This is a genomic window from Kaistella treverensis (assembly GCF_900114045.1).
Classification (GTDB): Bacteria; Bacteroidota; Bacteroidia; order Flavobacteriales; family Weeksellaceae; genus Kaistella; species Kaistella treverensis.
Genome location: NZ_FORQ01000001.1, coordinates 845,839 through 865,766, shown reverse-complemented (window position 1 = coordinate 865,766; position 19,928 = coordinate 845,839). Strand labels below are relative to the sequence as shown.

17 protein-coding genes are annotated in these 19,928 nt (G+C 39.0%); 15 read left to right on the top strand and 2 right to left on the bottom strand.

Features of this window, described 5'->3' with window-relative positions:
- The first annotated feature begins 91 nt into the window (after positions 1–91).
- The 8 genes from BMZ55_RS04135 to BMZ55_RS04100 all read left to right on the top strand — a co-directional run bounded on the left by BMZ55_RS04135 (position 92) and on the right by BMZ55_RS04100 (position 9,162).
- A complete protein-coding gene (locus tag BMZ55_RS04135) occupies positions 92–1,315 on the top strand; it encodes a TCR/Tet family MFS transporter (RefSeq protein ID WP_089818886.1) in 1,224 nt (407 codons plus the stop codon).
- A gap of 137 nt (positions 1,316–1,452) precedes the next feature.
- Entirely contained in the window at positions 1,453–1,773 is a 321-nt protein-coding gene (locus BMZ55_RS04130) for a Sec-independent protein translocase subunit TatA/TatB (RefSeq protein WP_089818883.1), read from the top strand.
- Between the two features lies 1 nt (position 1,774).
- A complete protein-coding gene (locus BMZ55_RS04125; RefSeq protein ID WP_089818881.1) occupies positions 1,775–2,338 on the top strand; it encodes a phosphatase PAP2 family protein in 564 nt (187 codons plus the stop codon).
- Between the two features lie 93 nt (positions 2,339–2,431).
- Positions 2,432–5,257, top strand: a complete 2,826-nt coding sequence (gene polA / locus BMZ55_RS04120) for a DNA polymerase I (protein WP_089818879.1) — start codon at positions 2,432–2,434, stop codon at positions 5,255–5,257.
- A 79-nt stretch (positions 5,258–5,336) separates the two neighbouring features.
- Positions 5,337–5,606 carry a YciI family protein gene (locus tag BMZ55_RS04115; protein WP_089818877.1) on the top strand — a complete coding sequence of 90 codons (270 nt, stop codon included), beginning with the start codon at positions 5,337–5,339 and terminating at the stop codon, positions 5,604–5,606.
- Positions 5,607–6,485, top strand: coding sequence for a glycosyltransferase family 2 protein (locus BMZ55_RS04110; RefSeq protein WP_089818875.1), 879 nt, complete (start codon positions 5,607–5,609; stop codon positions 6,483–6,485).
- A 2-nt stretch (positions 6,486–6,487) separates the two neighbouring features.
- The gene (locus tag BMZ55_RS04105) at positions 6,488–8,110 is read left to right on the top strand and encodes an amidohydrolase (RefSeq protein ID WP_089818873.1); all 1,623 of its coding nucleotides are present in this window, start codon (positions 6,488–6,490) and stop codon (positions 8,108–8,110) included.
- 5 nt (positions 8,111–8,115) lie between these two features.
- Complete coding sequence (locus tag BMZ55_RS04100; RefSeq protein WP_089818871.1) at positions 8,116–9,162, top strand: hypothetical protein; 1,047 nt, start codon at positions 8,116–8,118, stop codon at positions 9,160–9,162.
- A 3-nt stretch (positions 9,163–9,165) separates the two neighbouring features.
- Here the strand turns inward: BMZ55_RS04100 and BMZ55_RS04095 are convergent, their stop codons facing one another.
- Positions 9,166–10,644: a lipopolysaccharide biosynthesis protein gene (locus BMZ55_RS04095; protein WP_089818870.1), complete on the bottom strand. Its 1,479-nt coding sequence runs from the start codon at positions 10,642–10,644 to the stop codon at positions 9,166–9,168.
- Between the two features lie 281 nt (positions 10,645–10,925).
- On the opposite strand from BMZ55_RS04095, the gene BMZ55_RS04090 reads away from it, so the two are divergent.
- Entirely contained in the window at positions 10,926–12,569 is a 1,644-nt protein-coding gene (locus BMZ55_RS04090; protein ID WP_089818868.1) for an alpha-amylase family glycosyl hydrolase, read from the top strand.
- Between the two features lie 38 nt (positions 12,570–12,607).
- On the top strand, positions 12,608–13,120 hold the full coding sequence (locus BMZ55_RS04085; RefSeq protein WP_089818866.1) for a TlpA family protein disulfide reductase: 513 nt from the start codon (positions 12,608–12,610) through the stop codon (positions 13,118–13,120).
- Positions 13,121–13,217: 97 nt separating this feature from the next.
- On the opposite strand, the gene BMZ55_RS04080 is transcribed toward BMZ55_RS04085, so the two are convergent.
- Positions 13,218–13,877 carry a DUF2461 domain-containing protein gene (locus BMZ55_RS04080; protein WP_089818864.1) on the bottom strand — a complete coding sequence of 220 codons (660 nt, stop codon included), beginning with the start codon at positions 13,875–13,877 and terminating at the stop codon, positions 13,218–13,220.
- A gap of 145 nt (positions 13,878–14,022) precedes the next feature.
- Between BMZ55_RS04080 and BMZ55_RS04075 the strand changes: the two genes are divergently transcribed.
- The 5 genes from BMZ55_RS04075 to BMZ55_RS04055 all read left to right on the top strand — a co-directional run bounded on the left by BMZ55_RS04075 (position 14,023) and on the right by BMZ55_RS04055 (position 19,850).
- Positions 14,023–15,795, top strand: coding sequence for a DEAD/DEAH box helicase (locus BMZ55_RS04075; protein ID WP_089818862.1), 1,773 nt, complete (start codon positions 14,023–14,025; stop codon positions 15,793–15,795).
- A gap of 158 nt (positions 15,796–15,953) precedes the next feature.
- Positions 15,954–16,592: a DUF47 domain-containing protein gene (locus BMZ55_RS04070; protein WP_039343926.1), complete on the top strand. Its 639-nt coding sequence runs from the start codon at positions 15,954–15,956 to the stop codon at positions 16,590–16,592.
- 28 nt (positions 16,593–16,620) lie between these two features.
- The gene (locus BMZ55_RS04065; protein WP_089818860.1) at positions 16,621–17,763 is read left to right on the top strand and encodes an inorganic phosphate transporter; all 1,143 of its coding nucleotides are present in this window, start codon (positions 16,621–16,623) and stop codon (positions 17,761–17,763) included.
- Positions 17,764–17,872: 109 nt separating this feature from the next.
- A complete protein-coding gene (locus BMZ55_RS04060) occupies positions 17,873–18,844 on the top strand; it encodes a polyprenyl synthetase family protein (RefSeq protein WP_089818858.1) in 972 nt (323 codons plus the stop codon).
- A gap of 55 nt (positions 18,845–18,899) precedes the next feature.
- Entirely contained in the window at positions 18,900–19,850 is a 951-nt protein-coding gene (locus BMZ55_RS04055) for a GSCFA domain-containing protein (protein WP_089818856.1), read from the top strand.
- The last annotated feature ends 78 nt before the right edge of the window (positions 19,851–19,928 follow it).

Below are 19,928 nucleotides of genomic sequence, written 5' to 3'. Positions count from 1 at the left end.
ATTTATTATATCTGAAGTCCTTCATCCGAAGGACTTTTTTTGCTTAAATAGCAGCCTATTTTTTCAAAAAAAAGCGATATTTACTTCCGCAATGCAAAAAAAACAGAAATCTGCCGCTGTCGGTTTTATATTTATCACCCTGATTATCGATATCACAGGGTGGGGAATTGTCATTCCGGTCGTTCCGAAACTCATCCAGGAGCTCATTCATAATTCCGATCTCAGCGTTGCGTCGCAATATGGAGGTTGGTTAAGTTTTGCTTATGCGGGGACGCAGTTTATTTTTGCTTCAATTTTAGGCGGACTCAGCGATAAATTCGGCCGACGACCGATTATTTTATTTTCGCTGCTCGGATTTTCAATAAATTTTTTAATTCAGGCTTTGGCACCTACGATTTTTTGGCTGTTTGTAGGCCGTATTTTTTCGGGTGTCACCGGCGCCAGTATTACAACAGCGAGTGCTTATATTGCTGATGTTTCCACCGAAAAAGACCGCGCAAAAAATTTCGGGTTAATTGGTGCAGCTTTCGGTATTGGCTTTATTGTTGGGCCGGTGATAGGCGGTATTCTTGGCCAATATGGCGCTCGTGTGCCGTTTTATGCAGCTTCCATTTTATGTTTAGTAAATTTCCTCTACGGCTGGTTTATTTTGCCCGAAAGTTTAGAAAAAAAAGACCGGCGCGAGTTCAACTGGCGACGTGCAAACCCCGTTGGTTCGCTTCTGCAGCTGCGGAAACATCCGGAAATTCTCGGCTTAATTCTAACCTTGGTTTTTGTTTATATCGCCGGACACGCCGTGCAAACCAACTGGACTTTCTTCACCATGTATAAATTCGGCTGGACGGAGAAAATAGTGGGGCTTTCTCTCGGAGCAGTTGGTGTAATGGCGGCGCTGGTTCAGGGTTATTTAATTCGTTTCATTCAGCCGAAACTGGGCAATGAGCGAACGATAATTTACGGCTTGTCGCTTTACGCGGTGGGAATGATACTTTTTGCTTTTGCCAGTGAAAGTTGGATGATGTTTGCATTTTTAGTTCCGTATGGTTTGGGTGGAATTGCAGGCCCGGCGCTACAGTCCGTTATTTCAGCACAGGTACCGAAAAACGAACAGGGCGAATTGCAGGGTGCTTTGGCAAGTTTAATCAGTTTTACCGCTATTATCGGTCCGCCTTTGATGACGAATATTTTCTATTATTTCACGCACGACGATGCGCCATTTAAATTCGCCGGCGCTCCGTTTTTCCTCGGATTTATATTAATGTCCATAAGCGCTGTGATGGTTTATTATTTATTTGAAAGCAGAAAAAAGCTTTAAACAGCGGCAAATAAATTTCATTTTTTAAAAACTGAAAGCTTGGTTTTCCCGTAAATTATTTAAAATTAAAAGCCTTAATTTTTGCAATAAAATTTAAAAATGAAATCAGATCTCATAATCTTTTGTAATTTTACGCCATGGAATTAAGCTTAGGTGAAATGCTTATGATTGCGCTGGCGATCGTTGTATTATTTGGTCCCGATAAATTGCCGCAAATCGCGCGCGATCTTGGTCAGGGAGTTCGGAAAATGCGCGGCGCCGTGGAAGACGTGAAAACTGAAATTTTAAAGGAAACCGATAATCCTGTAGCCGAAATTAAGCGCGAGATCGATAAAGTTAAAAAAGCCGCTCAGGATTACAATCCAATGGCCGATTTACCGAAAGATTATGCAGTTCCCGCAGAACCGAAAGTTAATCTTGCTGACGACGATTCCCACGACGGACCGGTAAGCCGCTAAAATGTACGAGCTTATTCAGCAAGATAGAAATCTGTTCCTGGAACTCAATAATTTGGGTTCCGCTTCTTTCGACCAGTTTTGGATTATGATGTCTGCCACCTGGATTTGGGTTCCGCTTTACGTCATATTTTTCTACCTTTTAATTAAAAATTTTTCCGTCCGAAATCTCATATTTATTTTAATTTTCGTCGCACTTGGCGTTACGGTTTCCGATCAGCTGGCGGGAGTTTTCAAATCCGGGATTGGGCGTTTGCGGCCGTGTCACGATCCGTCATTTACAGGTTTAATGCGCGCTGTAAAATGTGGCGGAAAATTCGGTTTTTATTCAAGCCACGCGTCAAACACTTTTTTCATCGCTACTGTGATGAGTTTTCTACTTTCGAAAAAAATGCCCGTTTTGCCCTATATTTTATTCTTTTGGGCAGCCATGGTTTCTTTCAGCAGAATTTATTTGGGCGTACATTTCCCGATGGATATTTTAATGGGCGCCGCGGTTGGTTTCCTGCTGGGCGGTTTTTTCAGCACACTTTGTTTTAAAGTCATTCACCGCCAGAAATCGGTTTAAAAAAATACCTGCTATAACTGCAAATTTTTTCACTTTAGCTTAAATTTTCTCCGCAAGGTTAGACCATTCTATCTTTTTCCTATCTTTGCTTTTATGTCAGAAAATAACGATAAAAGGCTTTTCCTCATTGATGCTTACGCCATGATTTTTCGCGGCTATTACGCGCTGATACGCAGTCCGCGTATAACAAGCAAAGGTCAGGATACTTCCGCAATTTTTGGTTTTACCAATTCTTTAATTGAACTTATCCGGCGCGAAAGACCTTCGCATTTAGCCGTGGTTTTTGATGTTGGTCAGGCAAGTGTCCGCACCAATGATTTTGCCGAATATAAAGCCAACCGAAACGAAACGCCGGAAGCCATAAAAACCGCGATTCCATATATTCACCGCATTCTCGAAGCCATGCATGTGCCGATTCTTGGTCTGGAAGGTTATGAAGCAGATGACGTCATCGGAACCATAGCCTGCAAAGCTGAAAAAGAAGGTTATCAGATCTTTATGGTAACGCCGGATAAAGATTTTGCACAATGCGTTACCGAAAATATTAAAATCTATAAACCGGGTTTAAAAGGCGCGGAATTTGAAATTCTGGGCGTTGAAGAAGTAAAAGCGAAATACGAAATCGAAGATCCGAAACAGGTCATCGATTTTCTCGCGATGATGGGCGACGCCGTTGATAATATTCCCGGTTTGGAAGGTGTTGGTGAGAAAACGGCTAAAAAATTCCTGAAAGAATACGGCAGCATCGAAAATCTTCTCGCAAATACGGCAGATTTAAAGGGTAAAATTAGAGAAAAAGTTGAAAATTCTGCGGAACGCGGTATTCTTTCCAAAAAATTAGCTACCATTATTTGCGACGCGCCCATTGATTTTCATGAAGAGCAGTACGATCTGGAAGAACCTGATTTTGAAAAGGTTAAAGAGGTTTTCGACGAAATAGAATTTCGGCGTTTATACGAAAATCTTTACCGCGCTTTTGCTCCAAAAACCGAATTTGAAACGCAAAGTTTCACTCCAGTTCAGGCAAAAACGCAAAAAAGTGGAGAACAGTCCATGCAGCTGGATTTATTCGCGAATTTCGAAGAACTGAACCAGGCGATGACCACCAAAGATACGGTTGCGGACAACGACCATTTATACCAATATATTAATTTGGAAAAAGGGCAGTATTTGCTCGCAAAAAATTTGCTGGCACAAAAAGCAGTTGCTTTCGATGTTGAAATTTCCTCGCTGAACGAAATGGAAGCAGAAATCATCGGCATAAGTTTTTCCTACCGAAAAGGTCTTGCTTATTACGTTCCGCTTTCGAAAAACCGCGACGAAGCGTTGGAAACTTTGGAAATTTTCCGGCCTTTCTTCGAAAAAGAAGACATTGTAAAAATCGCGCACCATCTGAAAGAAGATTATAAAATTCTGGAACTGTACGGAGTTTCGGTGAAAGGCGCTATTTTCGATACGATGATTGCGCATTACCTGCTGAATCCGGACGGGCGCCACACCATGGATTATCTGGCCGAAATGTTCCTGAATTACAAACCGATTTCGTTGGAGTCTTTAATCGGAAAAAAAGGTAAAAATCAGGGAAGTTTCGATTCGCTTTCAATTGAAGAACAAACACAGTACGCTGCTGAAGATGCTGATCTGACCTTTCAGCTTTACCAACTTTTCGCACCACAGCTTAAAAAAGAAAATCTTGAAGATTTATTTTTTAAAGTGGAAATGCCTTTGATGAAAGTCCTGGCGGATATGGAACTTGCGGGAATTTCACTCGATAAAGATTGGCTGGAGCAGGAAAGTAAAGACCTTGAAAACGATTTGCGAATCCTCGAAAAAACGATTTTTGAAATGTCGGGTGAAGAATTTAACATGAACTCACCGAAACAGTTGGGCGAAGTTTTATTCGAAAAAATGCAGCTTGACCCGAAAGCTAAAAAAACAAAATCCGGACAGTATGCGACCTCGGAAGATATTTTGCAAAAACTTGCCGTGAAGCACGAAATAATTCCACATATTTTAGAACACCGAACTTACCAGAAATTAAAATCCACTTATGTCGATGCTTTGCCTTTGCAAATTGACAAAGATGATAACCGGGTACACACCAATTTTTCGCAGACGACTGCAGCGACTGGACGTTTGGCAAGTGTAAACCCGAATCTCCAGAACATTCCGATCCGGACGGTGCGCGGACAGCAAATTCGTGGCGCTTTTGTCGCCAATCCAGGTCATAAAATCATCGCAGCGGATTATTCCCAAATCGAATTGCGCTTAATTGCAGCGATTTCCGAGGAAGAAAATATGATTAAAGCCTTCCAGGACGGTGAAGATATTCATGCTTCAACTGCATCAAAATTATTTGGTGTTCCGCTCGAAGAAGTTACAAAAGCCCAGCGTTCGCAGGCGAAAACGGTGAATTTCGGAATTCTGTACGGTCAGGGCGCTTTTGCTTTGGCGGAACAAACCGGACTTTCACGCAAGGAAGCCAAGGAAATGATAGAATCATATTTTGAAACTTATCCGAACTTAAAAAAATACATGGGCGGACAGGTTGTAAAAGCGCAGGAAATGGGTTATGTGGAAACGATTCTGAATCGTAAACGACATTTAAAAGACATCAATTCCGCTAATTTTGTGGTAAAAGCACACGCTGAAAGAAATGCGGTGAACGCGCCAATTCAGGGAAGCGCTGCCGATGTCATTAAATTAGCGATGATTAAAATCCACGAAGAGCTGAAGAATCAAAATCTGAAAACCAGAATGTTACTTCAGGTTCACGATGAGCTTGTTTTTGAAGCGCCGGAAGACGAGCTGGAAACCGTGACGGCTTTAATTAAAAACGAAATGGAAAACGCCTACCAAACCAGCGTGCCGCTTTTGGTGGAAGTTGGCGTGGGCGATAATTGGCTGGAAGCACATTAAAATTGAATTTTCGGGCTTAAAACACGGAATTTTTTGATTATAAAAGTAAATAAATTCTTCAAATTTAAATTCTGAAATTATGAAAGCAGTAGTTCTTTATGAAAATCCGGAGTCCACAATGGAGCAGTTTATGGAAGCTTTTCCGCGGCATCAGGCGGTGGAAGATGAGTTTGTAAATGCCGAAAAAGTCCTCGGCATCGGTGTTTTTACAAATCCGGGTGAAGGTGCCATGGCGATTTTCGTAGACAGAAATTCTTCTGAAGAATTTGTAAGCCGCGACCCTTTCGCTGCGGAAGGTCATTACACCAAAGTCACCATCAGAGAGTGGGACGACGAAATGGCGAAGTAAATGAGATTCCTGATTGTAATTCCCACGCACAACGAAGAGAAAAATATTCTTTTCACCCTGAAATCACTGGAAAAACAGATTTTCCGGGATTTTTTCTGCGTGGTCGTGAACGACGGTTCCACCGACAAAACGCGAGAAATCGTGCAGGAATTTATTCAGCAAAAGAAGAATTTTAAGCTTTTAAATTTAGAAAAATCACAACACGAACCCGGCGCAAAAGTAGTCCGAACTTTCAACAAAGGTTTAGAGAGCGTAGATTTAAATACATTCGATATCATCTGTAAGTTCGACGCGGATATTATTTTTCCTGCTGATTATTTACAGAAAATACAGAAGGTTTATGAAACAAATCCGAAAGCCGGAATGGTTTCCGGAATCGTTAAAATTAAAAAAGCGGTTTTCGAACTCGCCTTAGCTTTTGATTTTAAAGATGAAAAACATCAGTGGAAATTTGAAAATCTGTCTTCAAAAAATCATGTCCGCGGACCGATAAAATCCTATCGGAAAGAATGTTTTCAGCAAATGAACGGTTTGCGACCGGTGTTAGGTTGGGATAATATCGATGTGATGCTCGCGAAAAAAAACGGCTGGGAAACTTTTACAATCAAAGATTTGTGGGTGAAACATTTGCGACCAACGGCATTTCAGTATAAAAACCAAAAAGCTGAAAAACTGGGCGAATATTTCTACAATATTGGTTTAAATTTGCCTTTGACCATAATTTCTTCCGGAAAATCAGCTTATAAGAACAAATCGCTTTCCGAATTTTTCACCACTTTAAATTCTTTTTTAAAGCAAAAAGGAAAAAAAAGCCTCTCGGAGGAGGAAATAAAATACATCAGAAAATTACGTTGGAATCAAATATTTCAAAGAAAATAAAAATGAAAAAAATTATATCTTTTAGCGCGGTATTTTTTTCGCTGCTGTTTTCAGCACAAAAAAATGCAGATTTAATCATTACAAACGCGAAAATTTATACTGTAAACGACAAGTTTGATATCGCGGAAGCCATGGCGATTTCAAACGGAAAAATCCTTGCTGTCGGTAAATCTGCAGAAATTTTAAAGAATTATAAATCAGCAAAAACACAGGATTTACGAGGAAAAATTGTATTCCCGGGTTTAATTGATGCGCACTGTCATTTTACTGGTTTTGCGACTGATAAATGGAAAAGCCAGCTATGGGGCACAAAATCCTGGGACGAAATCGTTGGCAGAATCACGGAATATGCTAAAACTGCACCACGAGAATGGATTTACGGTCGCGGTTGGGACCAGAATGACTGGGCGGTGAAAGAATTTCCAACCAAAGAAAAACTCGATCAGTTATTTCCCGATCGTCCGGTTTTCCTGAAAAGAATTGACGGACACGCAGCTGTAGTAAACCAAAAAGCTTTGGATATTGCCGGAGTAACCACAAAAACCAAAATTTCCGGCGGAGAAATTGAGCAAAAAAGCGGCAAATTAACCGGAATTTTAGTTGATAATGCGATGGATTTGGTGGAAAAACACATTCCGAAAATCGAAGATGAAATGGCGATCCAGTATTTTTCTGAGTTGCAGAAAGAGTGCTTTTCCTATGGTTTAACTTCGGTGCACGATTGCGGTATTACCGAAAAAACTTTGGAGCTTTTAGAAAAGGCGCAGTCGCAAAACGCCTTGCAGATGAAGGTTTTTGCTTTGCTGGAAGATAATCCGGCGTACTATGACCGATGGGTTAAAAAAGGACGTTACACGAATAAAAATGTCACAGTTGGTGGCTTTAAAGTGTATTCCGACGGCGCGCTGGGTTCGCGTGGCGCCTGTTTAATCCACGATTATTCCGACAAAAAAGGTTGGAAAGGATTTCTTTTAAGTGATGAACAACATTTCCGCGATTTGGCTAAAAAACTAAAAAACAGCAATCTGCAAATGGCTACCCATGCAATTGGAGATTCCGCAAACCGCGTAATTCTGCAGATTTATGGTGAAGTTTTGGGCGTTAAAAATGACCGAAGATGGAGAATCGAGCACGCGCAGATTGTCGATAAAAAGGATTTCGAGTTGTTCGGAAATTATTCCGTAATTCCGTCTGTACAGCCAACGCACGCGACTTCCGATATGTATTGGGCGGAAGACCGATTAGGAAAAGAAAGGTTGAAATTTTCTTACGCGTATGAAGATTTATTGAAACAAAACGGCTGGCTGCCGCTCGGTACCGATTTTCCTGTGGAAGAAATCAATCCACTGAAAACTTTTTATTCGGCGGTGGCGCGTAAAGATTCACAGCATTTTCCCGCGAACGGTTTTCAACCTGAAAACGCTTTGACACGTGAGCAAGCACTGCGCGGCATGACGATCTGGGCGGCAAAAGCAGCTTTTCAGGAGAATGAAATCGGAAGTCTGGAAGTTGGTAAATCAGCGGATTTTATCATTATGGATCAGGATTTAATGACTGTTCCGGAGGTTAAAATTTTAGATACCAAAGTTCTGGAAACTTTCAGCAACGGTAAAAAAATTTTCTAAAAGGTTTGAAAAAAATCGCTTATATCGAGCTTGATACACACGCCGAAATTGCAGGTAATTTTCTGGAATTAATGAAAAATTCATCGCAGTTTTCGGTGGATTTTTACTTTTCCGAAAAAATTTTCAAGCAAATTGGCAAGAACGATCCGCATATTTTTGTCGTTAAAAATGGTGGGCTTTTACAACGTTTAAAAGAGAAAAAGTACGATTTGGTCATCATCGGAACGGTACATCGGTATTTTAATTTGTTTAATGAAATTTCAGCGAAATTTAATACAGCAATCATTGTTCATAATGTAAATTTTTCCAGAATTTCGAAGTTTCAGCTCATTCAGAATATTTTTAAAAAAGACTTCAAATACCGCCTAAAATTAGCATTTAAAGAAGACTTGCTTTTCGCACCGCAGGTTTTTAAAAATGCAGAAAAATTGCTGGTTTTGGACCAAAATCTAAAATCGAAAAATATGGTCTTTTTGCCGGTTTTTTTTACAGAAAAATATGCTAAAAAAGAAACGAATATTTTTACCATCGTTGTTCCGGGCGCGGTTTCGCAGGCAAGACGTGACTATAAAAAAATACTGAGCGCATTGTCCAAATTTTCGAAAAATAACCCGCAAAGAAAGCTCAAAATTGTTTTTCTTGGAAAGGCGCAAGATGAAGAATTGCTTTGGCTGCAAAGCTTTGAGAAAACCAAATCAAAAAATATTTCAATTCAATATTTTACCGAAAAAGTTCCGCAGCATATTTTTGATGAATGGATGCAAAAAGCGGATGTTTTATGGTGCCCAATTCAGCGTGAAACGGAATTTTTTAGCAATCATGAAATCTACGGCGAAACAAAAATGAGCGGAAATATTGGTGATGCGATAAAATTTGGAAAAGTAGCTTTTTTCCCCGAGAATTTTTCTTCGGCGTACGAATTCATTAAAAACGAAGATTCGCTGGAGAAAATTTTAGCCTTTAAAACGGCAAATTTTTTCGATTTTCAAAGAGAATTCAACCGCGAAAAAGTGGCCGCGGAACTGGAAAAAGTCTTACATTCTTTAATTTAAATTCTAGAATTTAAATAAGCTTCGGAAAAACCTTGTATTCAGATATTCCTCCAACGGGAAAATTTTCATCACGTGATTAGCGCCGAAAATCACGAGTAAAACAAATCCCGGTTTGTAAATTAAATTCAGGAAATTGCTGTTCGTGTCCGGCAAAATAATCGCTACGGTACTCGCTAAAGTGCAGATAATAAAAACGTACATCATTTCGATGGTTAGCGGAAAAACCTTGAATTTTACGAAATTGAAATAAATTTTGATCAGGTTGAACAAGGTGAGCGAAATGCCCGTTGCCATTGCGATTCCGATGATTCCTAATTCGGTTTTTGTGAGGAAAAGGTAGTTTAAAACAATGGTGGTAATCGCTAAAAACAGCATCACCACAATGTTGAAACGATAGTATTTCGAGAGCGAAATGATATGTCCGTTGAAGCCGGTAGCAAGATCGAAAACCATCGCGAAACCTAAAATCCAAACGACAGGTTCGGCCTGACGAAGCTGCTCGCCGTTTTTGATAAAGTTGCTTAAATACGGGAAGCCAACGAGAATACATGCAAATAAAACCGCACCTAAAAAGAACAAAGTCAGCGACGTTTTTTTATGAAAACGGTCGAGTTCCTCGAAATCATTGTCGGAAATATTTTTATTGATAATCGGCGCTGAAATATTGAAAATTCCCATTTGCGGAATCATGATAAAAGACAAAATGGAGAGAATAATGCTGTAAACGCCGTTCTCTTCGAAGTTTAAAAATTCGCCGATCATGAAATTATCAACGCGGAAAGCGATGTAATTTCCGATGTTTCCGAGAAATCCGTAGAAACTGTAATTCAGGATTTCTTTCCACAAATTGTCTTTCCGAACATAATCTGTGCTAAAATCCGGTGAAAATTTTTCGAGCTTATTGGCGTAAAAAAAATAGCCGACAAAAGACAGAATAAACATTCCGATGAAAAATCCGTACGCACCTTTTTCGGACATTCCCAAAAAGAAAAAGAGCACAAAAGCACCTAAATTAGCGATTTTGGGAAAAAGATTTTCGAAAATATTCGGAACAGCAATCCGCTTAAAATTGGTGATATATTTATTGAAAACCGCGGAAAGCGCCATTATTAAAATGAGCGGCAAAATGAGCCGTTTCATCTTCCAAAGTTCCAGCGTTTTAAAACCAGGGAAAAATTGGAAAAAAAGAAAGAAAAAGAGGCTAAAAATTAGAAAGTTAATTACAATCCCGACGAGCGAAAGTGAGAGCAAATTTAGATTTTTACCCGCTTTTTTAGCCTGCAGAAAAAATTTAACATTTGAGAAAGAAAGTCCGAAAACCACGACGGGTAAAAGCATTTCTGCGGTCGGCATAATGTAGCGTAGTTTTCCGTAAAATTCCATGTCATACGGAAAAACGAAAATCGCGGAAATGGTTCCGAGTAAAAAACCGAAATATCCAATCAAAGAATATTTAAATCCTTGCCTCGCAACTACGCTCATCGTTTCATTCTATTTTGAGTGGTGAAATTGCCTAGGAGCAGCGCTTTTGCGATGAATTTTTGGTGAGAACCAAATGTTATTAAACTGAAAAAAAATGTTTGCGGCATTAACTGGATTTTCAAAAGCAAAAAACAAATATAGTAAAATATGTTAAATATTTGTTAAAATGGAAGACTTGCCACAGAATATTTCGTGGTTACGGGCAATTACTTTATTTTTAAAGATTGGAAAAATACCTGCTAAAATGCCACTTTTTCTTATTTAAACGTTAAAAAAATACAATGAAAAAATATTTATTTTTACTGCTGATTGGCCTTTTAAGTTCATGTTCTGCGCTGAAAAATACCAGCGAAAAACCGTTTGTCTGGGAAGGCGCCAATGTATATTTTCTGCTGACCGACCGTTTTAAAAATGGAAATCCGGACAATGATGTGAATTTTAATCGCACAGAAAAAGCTGCGGTTTTACGCGGTTTTGAGGGAGGAGATTTACGCGGAATTATCCAGAAAATTGATGAAAATTACTTTACTGACTTAGGTGTAAACGCCATTTGGATGACGCCGCTTGTGGAGCAAATTCACGGTGCGACAGATGAGGGAACGGGAAAAACGTACGGTTTTCACGGCTATTGGGCAAAAGACTGGACCGCGCTTGATCCGAATTTCGGTACAAAAGCAGATTTGCAGGAATTAGTGGAAAAAGCGCATAAAAAAGGTATTCGAATTGTTTTAGATGCCGTCATCAACCACACCGGACCGGTAACAACAGTTGACGCGGCTTACCCAAATTCCTGGGTTCGAACTTCGCCAACCTGTACCTACAATAATTATCAAAATACGACGGCCTGTACTTTGGTCGCCAACCTTCCGGATATTTTAACCGAATCTGACCAACCGGTGGAATTGCCGCAAATGTTGGTGGAAAAATGGAAAAAAGAGGGGAGATATGAGGCAGAAATGAAATCGCTTGACGAATTTTTTGCGCGCACCGGTTATCCGCGTGGCCCAAAATATTATATTATGAAATGGCTGGCGGATTATGTGGAAGACTACGGAATCGACGGTTATCGCGTAGATACAGTGAAACACACCAACGAAGATGTTTGGAAAGATTTCCAGAAAGTTTGTCAGGAAGCTTTTGATATTTACAAAAGAAAAAATCCGGAAAAAGTGCTGGATAACAACTTATTTTTCACCGTTGGCGAAGTTTACGGCTACGGAATTTCCCAAAAGCAGGATTATAATTTTGGTGATAAAAAAGTGAATTATTATCAAAACGGCTTTAAATCTTTAATTAATTTTGATTTTAAAGGCGACGCCAATAAACCGTACGAAGAACTTTTTTCGAATTATTCAAATTTGCTGAACGGCGATCTGAACGGAAAAACAGTCATGAATTACCTTACTTCGCATGACGACGGTTCGCCTTTCGATAAAGATCGAAAAAGAACCTTCGAAGCAGCCACAAAACTGATTTTAACACCGGGAATTTCCCAAATTTATTATGGTGATGAAAGCGCACGCGATTTAACAATTGAAGGCGCCGAAGGCGACGCTACTTTGAGAAGCAATATGAACTGGAATGATTTGCAAAATAATGCGGCGACGCAAAAACTCGAAGAACATTACCAGAAATTAGGGAAATTCCGGGCGGATCATCCGGCGGTGGGCGCGGGCGTTCACAAAAATTTAGAAAATAACGCGCAGTATTGGTTTTCCAGAAGTTTTACGAAAGACAATTTCACCGATAAAGTTGTAGTTGGATTGGATTTGCCAAAAGGTGAAAAAATGGTGAATTTGGGCGGAATTTTTCCTGCGGGAACCAAATTACGCGATGCGTATTCCGGAGAAACGACGGTAGTTTCGAAAGATAATTCCGCAAAAATCAGCAGCGATTCTACCATCGTTTTATTTGAAAAAATATAAAATAATTAAAAACTAAAAAGCTTTTAGAAAAACATAAAATGAATTTAAAAATAACAGTCTTAACCTTGCTTTTTTCGGTTTCGCTTTTTGCTCAAAAAGTTCCGACCACAAGTAAAACCGAATTTTCAAAAGAAGCTTTAACGCAAAAAATTACCGCCTTAAACGGCAAAAAATTGCAGATTGCAGAAATCCTAAAAAAGCATGAAGGCCGGATTTTAATCATTGATTTTTGGGCAAGCTGGTGTCGTGACTGCATTTTGGCTTTGCCATCGACGAAAGTACTAAAGGAAGAAAATCCCGAAATTGATTTCGTTTATTTTTCGCTGGATCGTTCGCATGAGCAATGGAAACGCGGTTTAGAAAAGTACGAGATTATTGGCGAAGAAAATTATTGGTTTGATGAGGGCTGGAAAAATAATTTCAATAATTACATCGATTTGAATTGGGTGCCGCGTTTTATGGTCATTGACCAAACCGGAAAAATTGCAAAATATTACGCAATTAGCCCGAGTGATCCTGATATTCAGAAAAAAATTAACGAGTTAAAATAAATTAAAAGCGGAAATTTTGCCGCTTTTAATTTGGTATTTATTTAATAAAAATTCGGTGCTGTTTAGGCAGATTTTTTTGTTTTTCTAAAAACTTATTTTATTGAAAAGGTTCGCCAAGAAAATCATTTAAAGGTTTCATCGCTTTGTAAACTTTAGCAAAATCCTTTACAGCGCCGGTTTTCATCAAAACTTCATCGGAAACCGGATGACTTACGGTGAAACTTTTCAGTTTCAGAAATTCGGCCATCGGATGGTCTTTTTCAAAACCTGTAGGGATTCTTTTCAGTTTGCTTTCCACACTCAAGCCACGGAAATTATTTCGGAAAGTTTCTTCTTCCAGAATATTTTGAAAAATCTGGTCATTTAGCTCGATATTTTTTCTAATTTCTTTTAATACCGCAGATTCTGGTTGGTAAACCCCGCCGGCAAGAAAAGATTTTCCCGGCTCGATGTGTAAATAATAACCGGCTTTTTTACCTTTTCCCATTCCTAAACTGATGCCGAAATTGGTTTTGTATGGTTGTTTATTTTGTGAAAATCGCGTGTCGCGATAAATTCGGAACAAGGCTTTGTTCGCGTCAATTTTCAAGATGTCTTCATCAAATTCACCAATTTCCGTGATGAGTTCATCGACAAAATCAACCACGTTGTCTTTGGCTTTCAGGTAAAGTTCTTTATTTTCATTAAACCAGTCGCGGTTGTTATTTAGCTTTAATAAATTTAAAAAACTGAGGGTGGAACTTTTAAGCGATTTCATGATGAATTTTAATCTTTAAAATTAATAAAAAAAATAGCCGCTAAAACGCCCAATTTTTTCAATTATTGAAAATTGAAGAAAAGCGCGCTAATATTATCAATTTTAAAAACGTATCTTTGCACCCAATTTATAGACGATCTTTTACATGAATTTATTTACGGAGACCAATTTAAGTCCTGAAATCTTGAAGGCAATTGGCGAACTGGGCTTTGTAAGCCCAACAGAAATCCAAAAACAGACTATTCCTTTTATCTCTACAGATATACGCGATCTTATCGCACTTGCGCAGACGGGAACAGGCAAAACAGCAGCTTTTACGCTTCCGATTTTGGATATGATTGACGACGGGAGTCGCAAAATCCAATTATTGGTGCTTTGTCCAACCAGAGAACTTTGTTTGCAAATTACCAAAGACATTACTAATTATTCGAAATACATGCGAAACATCAAAACTACAGCGGTTTATGGTGGAAGCAGTATCACTGATCAGATCAGATCGTTGCGGGACAAACCACAAATCGTGGTGGGAACTCCGGGACGTGTTATCGATTTGATTAACAGAAAAGCACTTGATTTCTCGGAAATCAGATGGATGATTCTTGATGAAGCTGATGAAATGTTATCAATGGGTTTCAAAGATGATTTGGAAACAATCTTACGCGAAACACCTGACACAAAACAAACTTTCCTTTTCTCGGCAACGATGAACAGAGAAGTTGAAAGAATTTCTAAAAACTATTTGACCGATCCGCACCGTATTGTGGTAGGATCGTTGAATGAGGTGAAGAAAAACATCAAGCACGAATTTTACGTGGTTGGTTACAGAAACAAAAAAGAAGCTTTGAAAAGATTGATCGATGCAAATCCAAATCAATATTCAATTATCTTTTGCCGAACCAGAATGGAAACTCAGGAAGTCGCAGACTTTTTGATGCAGAACGGTTATGCTGCAGATGCGCTTCATGGTGATTTGTCACAGGCGCAGCGCGACACGGTGATGAAAAAATTCCGACTGAAAAACATCGATATTTTGGTGGCGACTGATGTTGCTGCGCGAGGTTTGGATGTGAATTCACTGACTCACGTAATTCACTTTTCGTTGCCTGATGATCCGGAGGTTTTCGTTCACCGAAGTGGTAGAACTGGCCGTGCCGGAAAAGATGGAATTTCAATTGCTTTGATTAAACCGGAAGAATCCAGAAAGTTAAAGCAGATTAAACAATCTACGAAAATTGAAATCGTAGAGAAGAAAATTCCGACCGGAAAAACGATCATCGAAGCACAGGTTGCCGGCGTTTTCGAAAAACTGTTTACCGAGCACGAAAATTTGGTAGAATTTGATAATGAATTAATCCCAGATTTATCTGCTTTTACCAAAGAGGAATTGGCACACCAGATGTTGCAGCTGCAGTTAAGAGATATGGCGCTTTATTATAAAGATAAAGACGATTTGCTTGAGATTAAATTCAACAGCGATGAGCGTGGCAGCGATAGAGGCCGTGACCGTGGCAGAGGAGACCGCGACGGAAGAGGCCGCGACCGCGATCGTGGTGGTGACAAAAGAGATGGTGGAAACCGTTTTTCTTCAAACAGAGACGGCGGAAGTCGTGAATTTAGCAGAGACCGTGATGGTGGAAACCGCGAATTCAAGGAAAGAAAGCCGCGAAAAAATAACGGTGATATGGTGCGTTTTTTCTTTAATCTCGGCAAAAGAGATCATTTGAAAAAAATCGATATGTTGGAGATTATTAATAAAGCAACAACAAAATCGAAAAAAAGACCCGATATCGGTGATATTGAAATCCTGGAAAAATTCTCCTTCTTTGAAGTAGAAAAATCTTATAAAGATGAAGTTTTGAAAGGTTTAGAAACGCAGAAATTTAAAGGTAAAGAGCTGCGCGCAGAAGAATCGAAATAATTTTCATTCATGATAATTACTAAAAAACCAGTTTGTTCAAGCAGCTGGTTTTTTTTGTTTTAAATTATAATATCAATGTTAAGGAAACTTAATATAAAAAGGCACATCGTATCAGTCTTTTTCCGAAATTTGCAAAACTAATCTCTAAACGAAATAAAATGGGAATCGGAAATATTTTTAAAATGTTCCAGCCAAAAGACAAAGTGTTTTTTGTACTCTTCGAAAAAGTAGCGGCAGAACTTGTTGCCATGTCAAAAGAATTTCATGAAAGTTTGCTGGATTTCGATATCAATGACGACACGATGTTGCAGCACATGAGCGATTACGAACACCGTATGGACGATTTAACCCACGAAATTTTCGTGCAGTTGGGCGAGAATTTCATCACGCCGTTTGACCGTGAAGATATCAGCCATTTGGCAAGCGGTTTAGATGATATTGCCGATTATATGTATGCATCAGCAAAATACATTTACCTTTATAAAGCGCCACTTGATCCGGCTTATACAGAATTTACACTTTTGATTTACAAATCGTGTCTAGAAGTTCAGAACGCAATTAAAAACCTAAATGATTTCAGAGATCCGAAAGCGGTGAAAGAGTCTTGTATTAAAATTAACTCCTTTGAAAACATCGCAGACGATGTCCTAAGCCAGGGAATTGTAAAATTGTTTGAAACCAATGATGCGATTACCATTATTAAAGTAAAATCTGTTTTTGAATATCTGGAAATAGTGACCGATAAAGCAGAGGATGTTGCAAATACGATTGACAGTATTTTAATTAAATACGCTTAGTCTATTCCCTAAATTTTAATAATAAAGAATGGATTTACCAATTCTACTTGTAATCATCATTGTTTTAGCTTTAATTTTTGATTACATCAATGGTTTTCACGATGCTGCGAATTCAATCGCGACCATCGTTTCAACCAAAGTTTTAACGCCGTTTCAGGCGGTTCTTTGGGCTGCAGTTTGGAACTTTGCTGCTTTTTTCCTGGCCGCTTATGTTATCGGTGAATTTAAAATAGGTAATACAATTGCGAAGTCGGTGAATGAAAATTTCATCAATCTTGAAGTTATTTTTTCCGGGCTAATTGCGGCAATTTTTTGGAATTTGCTAACCTGGTGGTTTGGCATTCCGTCTTCGTCTTCACATACGTTGATCGGTGGATTTCTCGGCGCAGCGCTTATGTTTGCGTTGGTTTCAGATTATGATGCGGTCGCGCTTGCCAATCCTGGTTTGGGATTTTGGGATAACCTGATGCTCGCATTTAAGCAGCTGTTTACCCAGAATGTGGTGAAATATGACAAAGTAATTCCGATTTTCCTCTTTATATTTTTAGCACCAATGATTGGTGGAGTCATATCGATTTTAATTACACTATTTATCGTAAATGTTTCTAAAAACGCGAGTCCACGTAAAGCGGACAACGTTTTCAAAAAGCTACAATTGGCATCTTCAGCACTTTTCAGCTTGGGACACGGTACCAATGACGCGCAAAAGGTAATGGGAATCATCGGTGCGGCGGTAATATACCACCACACGCAAACTTTGCAGGATCCGGCATATTTGAACTTAGACAGCACACACCAGTTTAATTATTTCGTAGAACATTATTTCTGGGTGCCTTTTACCTCCTTTTTAATGATTGCTTTGGGAACCATGAGCGGTGGTTGGAAAATCGTGAAAACTATGGGAACCAGAATTACCAAAGTTACGCCATTGGAAGGTGTTGCCGCGGAAACTGCGGGTGCAATTACGCTTTTCATTTCGGAACATTTCGGTATTCCGGTTTCTACAACGCACACCATTACCGGTTCAATTATCGGTGTTGGCGTTACAAAACGGGTTTCCGCAGTTCGCTGGGGAATTACCGTGAGCTTGCTTTGGGCGTGGATTTTAACCATTCCAATTTCAGCTTTCGTGGCAGGACTAACTTATCTGATCGTTACTTTCGTCAGCTAAAAATTTTAAATAAATGTTACAAGCCATTTCATCCGAAGTGGCTTTTTTGTTGGCATTTTAATAAGCAAAGAATTATTTTAAATTGTATTTTTGCACAAAGAAGAATTTTATGCAGTTTTTAGATGAATATCAGGCGATGGTCGCGAATGCTATTGAAAAATATATTTTCAAAGATAAACCTGAAGAGCTTTACGAACCGATGAATTATATCATTTCGCACGGTGGAAAAAGACTGCGTCCGATGATGGTTTTGATGGCGTGTGAAATGTTTGACGGCGACCTTAAAAAAGCGTTGAAACCTGCTTTAGCCATTGAATTTTTCCATAATTTCACTTTGATTCATGATGATATCATGGATGAAGCGCCACTGCGCCGCGGGAAACCAACCATTCACACTTTGCATGGAATAAACGTCGGAATTTTGTCCGGTGATGCATTAATGTTCAAAGCGCTGAAGTTTTTCGAAAATCTTGAACCGCATTTGTACAAAGCGTGTATGCGCGTTTTTATCCACACCGGATTGCTTCTGTGCGAAGGACAGCAATACGATATTAATTTTGAAACTCAGGAAGAGGTAACCTTCAACGATTATATCCGAATGATTACCTATAAAACCGGAATTTTAAGCGCGTCTTCGTTTGAAATCGGAGCACTAATCGCCGGTGCTGATTTTAAAGATGCAAAAGCTATTTTCAATTTCGGGAAACATGTTGGGATTGCTTTCCAGATTATGGATGATTATCTGGATGTTTTCGGAAATCAGGAACAAATCGGGAAACAGCACGCCGGTGATATTTACGAAAATAAAAAAACCGTTTTGTACCTTTTAGCGAAAGAACACGGAACCGAAGAAGAGCGAAAAGAGCTGGAATTCTGGTATTCGAAAAAAACCGATAATATTGATAAAGTTTACAGCGTTGAAAAGATTTTCCGTCGTACAAAAGTTGATGAAAAAGCCTTGCAGCTGATTCAAAAACACAATGAACTGGCGCAGGAATATTTAAATAAAATCAGCGTAAGTGATGCGAAGAAAAAACCGTTCATCGAACTGGCAAATTATCTTTTGCGCCGGGAAAGCTAAAATGTAAATTCAAAAAATTACCGCTTAAAACACCTAATTTTTAAGATTTAGCAAAATGAAATTCCGAACAGAAGTAGAAATTACAAATTCCAAAACCAAAATAGAAATTGAAGACCAGGTATTTTCCATAGGTTCCTGTTTTGCCACGGAAATCAGCGATTTGCTGCAGACCGGCCAAATTCAGACATTCAACAATCCGTTCGGGACAATTTTTAATTCGTTTTCAATAAATAATTCGGTAAAAAGACTGCATGACGCCCGATTTTATTCCGAAGAAGATTTAATCAGCTTCAATGAAGAAGTGATTTCGCTTGATCATCACACTTCGTTCAATTCGCGGTTTTTACACCAGACTTTACACAAAATAAATTCGCAGATTGAAGCCGGAAATCAATTTCTTCAAAACACAAATTGGGTGCTGATAACGTACGGAACTTCATTTATCTATGAATTTCTGCCGAAAAAAAAAATAGTTGCTAATTGCCACAAAATTCCCGGAAAATATTTCGAGAAAAGGTTGCTCACGCATCTGGAATTGACGGATTCTATTTACGAAACCATTGTGAATTTAAAAGATATCGCGAAGCCGAATGTTCAGATTTTATTTACGGTTTCGCCGGTTCGGCACACCAAAGACGGTTTGGCTGAAAACAGTTTAAGCAAAGCGAAACTCATCACCGCGATTCATGAAATTTTACCACAGTTTGAAAACTGCCATTACGTGCCGGTTTATGAGATTTTAATGGATGATTTGCGCGATTACCGTTTTTACAAAGAAGATTTGATTCACCCGAATACTCAAGCTATCAATTATATTTGGGAAAAATTCGGAAATGCTTATTTTTCTGATGAAACCATGGATTTTGTGGAAGAAAATTTCAAAATAAATAAAGCTTTAAGCCACAGAAATTCCGACGAAAAGAACCCAAAATACCAAGAATTTTTAGAAAAGCTCAATCAAAAAATTGCAATACAGCAAACTAAAGTGAAGCATAAGATTTTTTAAATTTTTGGCAGCTTATCCGCCTTCCACTCCCGCTTTTTTGTTCCGCTTTGCTACACAAAAAGAGCTCCGTTCAAGTCG